The sequence below is a fragment of the Psychrobacter sp. PP-21 genome (assembly GCF_033790785.1).
Taxonomy (GTDB): domain Bacteria; phylum Pseudomonadota; class Gammaproteobacteria; order Pseudomonadales; family Moraxellaceae; genus Psychrobacter.
This window is the reverse complement of record NZ_JAMYEB010000011.1, coordinates 80715-88876: the sequence shown is the minus strand read 5'-3', so window position 1 is coordinate 88876 and position 8162 is coordinate 80715. Positions and strand designations below refer to the sequence as shown.

Genomic DNA, 8162 nt, shown 5'->3' with positions numbered 1-8162 from the left:
GGTCATGCCCTCATCTAAGCTTTTTAAGACTTGTTTGCGATAATCTAGGGAGTAAGTCATGGTTATTTATTGTGGTAGTCGTTTAGTTGATTTATTTTATAACATTTTTGTGGTCAGGTGACTATATTCTATTGAACAGTCTGTACGGTTATTAGAATTTTCACTAGTAGTAAGGTGTGACAGGATGTTCAAAATATGTAAGGCGATTGCCAGAATGCAAAACGGCTACTCATATTGAGCAGCCGTTCGATTTTGCAGCATTTTTTATAAAGCTTGTGCCACTAAGTGATTAAGTGTAAGCCACGATAATGATCGTTTTAGCTATTGGTATGCTTGAATTTATAATTTAACTTCTGCATCAGATACGACTCATAGTCAGCCAGTTTGAAACGCCATAGATATATTAAGGCAATTGCGTAGATAGCCGTTTCAGACAATTCTTCGACAACTTCTCCCCATGTATGCGGAAATACAATGGCGTTCTCTCCCATATATTGGATGATTGCCAGTACTGCAGCGCTGAGATAGAGTGAAACAGGTACGTTCTTTAGTACTGCCCAGAGGTATTTTCTCGAATAAGCCAGTAGACCAAGCGCCACAAGATAAATAACGGTCAGCACACTGTCTTCCCACCAGTCATAAGACTGATTCAAAAATGAGAAGTCGCTTGGAACCAATAAGTCTGGTAGATAGTTCAGCTCGCGACGAATGACAGTAAAAAATACAAGTACGGCTGCCAACCAAAAAGCCTGAATATATTTGATATGACTTTGTACAATGTACTGTGTGCAACGTAGCAAACAGGCAAACAACAGGATCATACCGGGGATTTCAATGAGGCCATCTGAATTCAAAATAACTGGCTCCTGCGCGTCAAAAAAATGTGTCAAAAACAAAAAAGTGAGCCCGTAGGCTCACTCTAACCAAAACTGTCTCACTAAATACAGATAATCTATATGACGCTATTATAACCTAGCTTGACGATGATAACGTCATAAAATATAACCAATTGGTCATAAGTGATTGTTTGTATAGGCAATATAAAGATAAATGTTACCCTTCACTCTATTGATAATTGTACTAATTGACTAAACATAGCAAACAATGGGTTAAGTTTGACTTTTAGTGTTGGTAAGCATAAAAGCACAAAACCCATGTTATCTCCACGTTGTGGGAAGCTATAAATTTCCCCCAAACCAAATCAATGTGCTTCATCCCAGTTCTGACCACTGTCTGTCTCAACCAATAACGGCACTGCAAAGTCGACAGCCCAGCCTTTATTGACAGCGGTTGTCGCTAGGACATCTTGCATGGCATCCGTAATCAATTGGCTAACCGTATCTACCTTATCCTCATCCACTTCAAAAACGAGTTCATCATGAACCTGTAGCAGCATTTTGGCCTGATCTTTAGGCAGTACTTTATCAACAGCAATCATGGCAAGCTTAATCAAATCAGCGGCTGAGCCTTGTAAAGGCGCATTAATTGCCGCGCGCTCGGCACCTTGCTTGACCATACGATTGCTATGATTGATATCAGGCGTATAGAGTTTACGGCCCAGTATCGTCTCCACATAACCTTGCTCGTACGCGCTGGCACGCGTGTTGATCATATAATTCTTGACACCTGGGTAGCGCTCAAAATACATATCAATGTAGTCTTGTGCTTCACCGCGGCTCATCTGTAACTGCTTGGCAAGTCCAAAAGCACTCATGCCATATAGTAGTCCAAAATTAATAGCCTTGGCATTTCGGCGCTCCGTTGGCGTAACGTCCGCGACCTCTTTGCTTAGCACTTCGGCAGCAGTGGCAGCATGAATATCTAGACCTTCGTTAAAGGCATGAGTCAGGTTGCTGTCGCCTGAGAAGTGCGCCATCAGACGCAATTCAATCTGTGAATAATCCGCCGCTAAGATCACACGACCTTCTGGTGCGATAAAGGCTTGGCGAATCAGGCGACCCGTCGCCGTACGAATCGGAATATTCTGTAAGTTAGGATCGGTTGATGATAGACGACCTGTGCTCGTTAATGCCTGATGATAGCTGGTATGGACACGGTCAGTCTCGCTATCTGCGACGTTATCGAGCGCATCGGTATAAGTGCTCTTGAGCTTGGATAATCCGCGATACTCTAAGGTAATATCGACTAGCGGGTGATCGACTTTCGATAGGACCGCTTCACCAGTAGAATATTGACCAGACTTGGTTTTCTTACCGCCAGGGACGCCGAGCTTATCAAACAACATCTCGCCGAGCTGCTTTGGCGAGCCTAAGTTAAATTCTTCACCCGCCACCTCGTAGGCACGCTGCTCTAGCGCGATGATTTCTTCATCGAAGCGCTTTGACAGCTCGTTCAAAAAGGAGCGTTTGATGAGGATACCATGCGCTTCCATTTGACAAAGTATCTCAGCCGTTGGGATCTCTAACTCGTGGAGTAATTTGGCATTATTGGCATCGTTTGCCAGCTCAACGCTGAATACGTCAAACAGCTGATAGGTGATATCGGCATCTTCACAAGCATAGTCACTCGCAATATCGATAGCTACTTGGTCAAAGGTGACTTGCTTAGCCCCTTTGCCCGCGACTTCCTCAAAGCTAATAGTCTGCGTTTGTAGATAATGGCGCGCCAGATCGTCCATACCGTGTCGAGTAGCTGCTGCGTTAATGACATAGCTTGCCAGCATGGTATCCATCGCCCAGTTGTTTGGCTGCTCATGTATCGCACCGACTAAGTCGATGTCATAGTGTGCGAGGATATGCGCGTCGTATTTTAGATGCTGTCCGATTTTACCGATGTTTGGGTTTTCTAGCACAGGCTTTAAACGTGCCAATACCGTATCACGATCGAGCTGTTTTGCTGTTAGCTCATCACCCTCTAAGCTATGAGTGAGTGGCACATAATAAGCCTCGTGTGCTTGCACAGCAAAAGATAGACCGACGATTTGGGCCTCGCGCCAATGGACGCTGGTGGTTTCGGTATCGATGACGAAATGCGGCGCTGCTTCTAATAACTCGACCAAGCTATCAAGCGCAGGTTCGTCGAGCACAGTATGCCACGCTTTATCCTGATGGTTGACCTTGATGTCATCGCCACTGTTTGCTTGCAGCGATTTGGCGACTTGCGCTTGTGACTCAGCATTGGCTTGGCTATCCGAGACACTCTTTGAGCCGTTTGCAGGATGGTTTGGATGATCGAGCGATGCCAGCTCGTTTCTAAACTCAAGCTCATTGTATAGGTCGCGCAGCTCATCTATATGCGCACAGGGGTCGGTATTGATTTTGAGATCGTTCCAGTCCTGACCGATTTGTAGATTGGTGACGATAGTAGCGAGCTGTCTATTAAAAGGAATGTCATCGGCGTGTTCGATCAGACCTTTGGCGCCGCGACCTTTGATAAAGCCAATATGCTTGAGCATATTATCGATGTCACCATATTCAACCAGCAAATCTTTTGCGGTCTTTTTACCGATACCTGGCACGCCTTTAATACCGTCAGAGCTGTCACCCATGAGCGTTAAGAAATCAATCATTTGATTTGGGTTGATACCGAACTTGTCGATCACCGCTGGTGTATCTGTAATTTTACCCGTAAAGCTGTCTTCCAATATCACACAGTCATTGACCAGCTGCATCATGTCTTTATCGCCCGTTGAGATGACCACATGATGACCTTGCTCGACCGCGCGATGGGCAAGCGTACCGATGATATCGTCCGCTTCTGCGCCTTCGATACGTAGCAGCGGAATACCTAGCGCGCTGACCAAACGATGGACATAAGGAATTTGCTCTACCAGCTCTACGTCTATAGGCGGACGGGCGGCTTTATAGTCAGGTGACATATGATGGCGAAAAGTCGGTGAGTTGGTGTCAAAGCAGACCGCCATATGAGTGGGGTGATAACGACGCATCAATTTTAGCAGCGCATTCAAAGTACCACGGATCGCATTGGTTATTAGACCTTGCGAGTTTTGCATGGTCTTTGGGAGGGCATGATAGGTGCGAAACAGATAGTAAGAGCCATCAACCAAGATAAACGGTGGCTGATCTTTGTCCACATGACTGGTATTCATCAGCGCAACGTTAGGCATATCGTCAAAATTTGGCAAGGCTTTTGGGTCTAGCGCTTGATGGGAGTGGTGGTCATTGCTGGTCGTATTACCAGCTGTATTGTCGGCTATATTATCAGTCATAAAGGTCACTTATCAGCTATTAGATAGAAATATGCTCTTATTATAACGATAAAATCCGCGTGTGCCGAACTCCTTAATCGTTATGAGATATTGTAGTGGTATTAGGGCGTGTCCCTAGTTCAAACGCTAATCACTAAATGGGCTAAAAATGTCTAAATCTTTGATAAACGGCGTCAAATAGCTGGTTAATATCTCGATGTTGTCTGCACTATTTTCCTTGTTTGCCTGCAATTTATTTCATTTTTATTACCATTTTTAAAATAGGGACACTCCCTAGTTTTCCACCAAAATTTCAAATAAAAAAAGAACCCAGACCAGCTGAGTTCTTTTATAATTAACTTATTCTTAATTACTTATTGATAATAAGTCTAATAATGCGTTATTTTACTTCTGAAGTGACTTCAACATCAATGTTGCCGCTGGTTGCTTTTGAGTATGGGCATACTTCATGTGCTTTTTCGACCAGTTTTTGGATGTCATCAGCAGATAGGTCTGTGTTATCAGCGATAACGTGGATTTTTACAGCAAGCTTGTATTCGTGGTTTTCGCCTTGTAGTAAATCGACAGAGGTCTCAACAGTTGAGCCAAATGTGGCGCTTTCCATCTTTTTGACCACGCCTAGAGCGCCATCAAAGCAAGCCCCATAACCCATAGCAAGTAACTGCTCAGGGTTGTTACCTTTTTGATTACCGCCTGGTGGTACCATGTTGATTTCAAGATCACTATCGCTCAAGGTTGCTGTACCCATGCGACCGCCAGTAACCGTAGATTTTGTAGAATATAGAGATTTCATGACACATCCTTTGTTTTGAGTTTTTATGTTGAAGTGGTAAATCTAAATGTCCAATCTAGGATAGCAAATCATTGAGGCAGCTCAGTGAGTCAGTAGTAAATATTTACAACAAGTTTGTAAATGATTCTTGAATAACGCTTGCATGAACAGTTTAAGTAGCAAAGCATGTCAGTATCGGTGATATCAGAACCTGTTGAATAAGTACTGGCAGTCATTAGTAGTGCTGCAAGCACATGATCAATGCTACAGGCATTCAGTGCTACAGGTGTCCATCAATATAGGCATTGCTATAATAGACTTTTAATCCGTCCTAATCTCCTCAAAACAGATAATAGAGTCTGACTCATAAGGATAGTGTTCGATGAATAGAGTGGTTGCAATATCTGGTGTTCTATCTGTGGCAGCGCTTACTGTAGTGGGCTGCGGAGAAGAGGACGGCGCCTCTTATGGTTCTGGTAGTAGCACGATAACGCTGACAAGCTTTGATAGTAGCTATGATAGTAAAGCCAATGATACTGCCATTGCCCGAATCGATGAGACTTATCGCACTGGGGCACGTGATATCAAAACCACCAACCTCATCAACAGTTATAGCAATCAGAGTCTTAATGATCTAGACAGAACGGTACTGGCGGATAATTTTGAAGGTCGACTCGAAAATAAAGACATCAAGGTCAGTAACCGCACCGTCAAACGTCCTATTTATGAAAAAAACAGCAATAATAAACTAGGCTATGAAACCACCTATCAGACCCTTAATTTATCAGGATTAAACGCCAACAGTTATAGCGCTGGCACGAATATCGAAGACCGCCGTGGTATTCGGACAGCCTTGAGCAACTACAGCAATATTCCAACTAATATTGCCTTTCCTGAAGGGTCAGTTTGTTATATACCAGTCGTGACAAGCGAGCGCTCATTTTTGGCATTTAACGACAAAAACAAGACTGGCTACTCGTCATTAGAGAAATGGCTTGATGCGGCCAAACAGCGCTTTAGCGATGATAGAGATCATAGAACCTCTCAGTTCGGTGTGGGTATAGAAAACAAGCAAGCAGCGGCGCAAGTGATGTTTTTTGCATACAATAATCAGCCCGCTTATGAATATAGCGGCGTTGAATATGGAAAGGATATCTATGAGGCAAACTATGTTGCCAAGGGCAGTATTAATCCAAATACAGACAGCCGATTTGGCGTGGTAGATTGTACGCTCGTTAATGAGGTTGCAGGAGACTTCTTAGCTGAGCAAATAAAGCGCTATTATTAAAATCAAGCAAGCTCTACGATGACGGTTAAAAACTTTGTTAACACGCTTTGTCTGACTGACAGAGCGTGTTTTTTTATACGCTAACTCTGCACCCTAACGCTAAATCGGCTACAATACGCTCATTATTTATTCTATTTATTCAGATTACTGTCTAAAAGACAGCCTTTTTGAAGTTAAGGTTGAAGCCAAAAACTATGAGTGTAGATCCAAAGAAATTAAACAAAGAAGTGGCCAAGCGCCGCACCTTCGCTATTATCTCGCATCCCGATGCGGGTAAGACCACCATGACCGAAAAGCTGCTGTTATGGGGTCAAGCGATTCAGGTAGTAGGTGAAGTCAAAGGCCGTAAGACTGATCGTCATGCGACTTCAGATTGGATGAGTATGGAGCAAGAGCGTGGTATTTCGATCACCACGTCCGTCATGCAGTTTCCTTATCAAGATCACATGGTCAACCTACTAGACACTCCAGGTCACGCCGACTTTAGTGAAGATACGTACCGTACGTTGACCGCCGTAGACAGCGCCCTGATGATGGTTGATGGGGCAAAAGGTGTCGAAGAACGAACCATCAAACTGATGGAAGTGTGCCGTATGCGCGATACGCCAATCATCTCATTCGTTAATAAGCTCGATCGTCAGATTCGTGAGCCGCTTGAGCTGCTAAGTGAAATCGAAGCGGTGCTCAAGATTAAATGCGTGCCTGTTACATGGCCGATTGGTATGGGGCAGGATTTTGTTGGGGTATATCACCTTGCAGAAGACAAAACCTATCTCTACGAAAAAGGCAACGGCGGCAAAATGACCGTCTCTGAGACTCGCGAGGGCTATGACTATCCGGATATACGTGAGCGTCTTGGGCAGTTGATGTTTGACGCGTTTGAAGAGTCATTAGAGCTGGTACAGATGGCGCTAGAAGAGTTCAGCGTTGACGCGTTCTTAGCAGGTGAGATGACGCCAGTATTATTCGGTACTGCCTTGGGCAACTTCGGTGTCAATATGGTCCTTGATACCTTAGTCAAATATGCCCCGCCGCCAAAAGCCCATCCAACGACTGAGCGTGAAGTATCAGCAACCGAAACTGATTTCACAGGTTTTGTCTTTAAAATTCAGGCAAATATGGATCCGCGTCACCGTGACCGCATTGCGTTCTTGCGCGTGTGCTCTGGTAAGTACGAAAAGGGCATGAAGATGAAGCACGTGCGTCTGGGCAAAGATGTCCGTATTGCTGATGCGCTGACCTTTTTGGCCGGTGACCGCGAGGCGCTAGAAGAGGCTTATCCGGGTGATATTATTGGTTTACATAACCATGGCACCATTTCCATCGGTGACAGCTTTACCGAAGGAGAAGAGTTGAGCTTTACCGGTATTCCTCATTTCGCGCCTGAACTGTTCCGCCGAGTGGTGCTAAAAGATCCGCTTAAATCAAAAGCATTGCAAAAAGGTTTACAGCAGTTGAGTGAAGAGGGCGCCACGCAGGTATTTATGCCGCAGATTAATAACGATTTAGTCTTGGGTGCGGTCGGTGTACTACAGTTTGAGGTGGTCGCTCATCGTCTCAAAGAAGAGTACAAAGTTCAGTGTACGTTTGAGCCGGTATCGATTGCCACCGTACGCTGGATTCATTGTGATGATGAGGTGGCATTAGCGAAATTTAAGAAAAAAGCCCATGACCAGTTATCAATAGATGGTGGTGGTTATTTGACCTATCTTGCACCATCACGGGTCAACTTACAGTTGATGCAAGACCGTTATCCAGAAATAACGTTCAGTAGTACGCGTGAGCATTAATATCATTCGTATCAAAAACACCTGTACCGCTTATTTTTCATCGATTAAGACACGCTAGCCGTGTCTTTTTTATTGTCTATCGTTTATGGTCTGATATTGGTTTTTAATGATTAGCAATACTTC

5 protein-coding genes are annotated in these 8162 nt (G+C 44.3%); 2 read left to right on the top strand and 3 right to left on the bottom strand.

Annotation, left to right across the window (positions count from 1 at the left end; genetic code table 11):
• Positions 1-317: 317 nt before the first annotated feature.
• From NJD71_RS09825 to NJD71_RS09815, 3 genes are all read right to left on the bottom strand, one after another.
• Positions 318-854: a hypothetical protein gene (locus NJD71_RS09825; RefSeq protein WP_319051789.1), complete on the bottom strand. Its 537-nt coding sequence runs from the start codon at positions 852-854 to the stop codon at positions 318-320.
• 347 nt (positions 855-1201) lie between these two features.
• Positions 1202-4189, bottom strand: a complete 2988-nt coding sequence (gene polA, locus NJD71_RS09820; RefSeq protein ID WP_319051788.1) for a DNA polymerase I — start codon at positions 4187-4189, stop codon at positions 1202-1204.
• Positions 4190-4568: 379 nt separating this feature from the next.
• The gene (locus tag NJD71_RS09815) at positions 4569-4982 is read right to left on the bottom strand and encodes an Ohr family peroxiredoxin (protein ID WP_319051787.1); all 414 of its coding nucleotides are present in this window, start codon (positions 4980-4982) and stop codon (positions 4569-4571) included.
• 361 nt (positions 4983-5343) lie between these two features.
• Here NJD71_RS09815 and NJD71_RS09810 point away from each other — a divergent pair, with 361 nt between their 5' ends.
• Both NJD71_RS09810 and NJD71_RS09805 read left to right on the top strand, forming a co-directional pair.
• The gene (locus NJD71_RS09810; RefSeq protein ID WP_319051786.1) at positions 5344-6249 is read left to right on the top strand and encodes a hypothetical protein; all 906 of its coding nucleotides are present in this window, start codon (positions 5344-5346) and stop codon (positions 6247-6249) included.
• 194 nt (positions 6250-6443) lie between these two features.
• Complete coding sequence (locus NJD71_RS09805) at positions 6444-8039, top strand: peptide chain release factor 3 (RefSeq protein ID WP_319051785.1); 1596 nt, start codon at positions 6444-6446, stop codon at positions 8037-8039.
• The last annotated feature ends 123 nt before the right edge of the window (positions 8040-8162 follow it).

Coding starts and splice junctions, on each gene's coding strand:
- polA (WP_319051788.1), bottom strand. CDS start 4,189: ATGACTGATAATATAGCCGACAATACAGCTGGTAATACGACCAGCAAT.
- NJD71_RS09815 (WP_319051787.1), bottom strand. CDS start 4,982: ATGAAATCTCTATATTCTACAAAATCTACGGTTACTGGCGGTCGCATG.
- NJD71_RS09805 (WP_319051785.1), top strand. CDS start 6,444: ATGAGTGTAGATCCAAAGAAATTAAACAAAGAAGTGGCCAAGCGCCGC.
- NJD71_RS09810 (WP_319051786.1), top strand. CDS start 5,344: ATGAATAGAGTGGTTGCAATATCTGGTGTTCTATCTGTGGCAGCGCTT.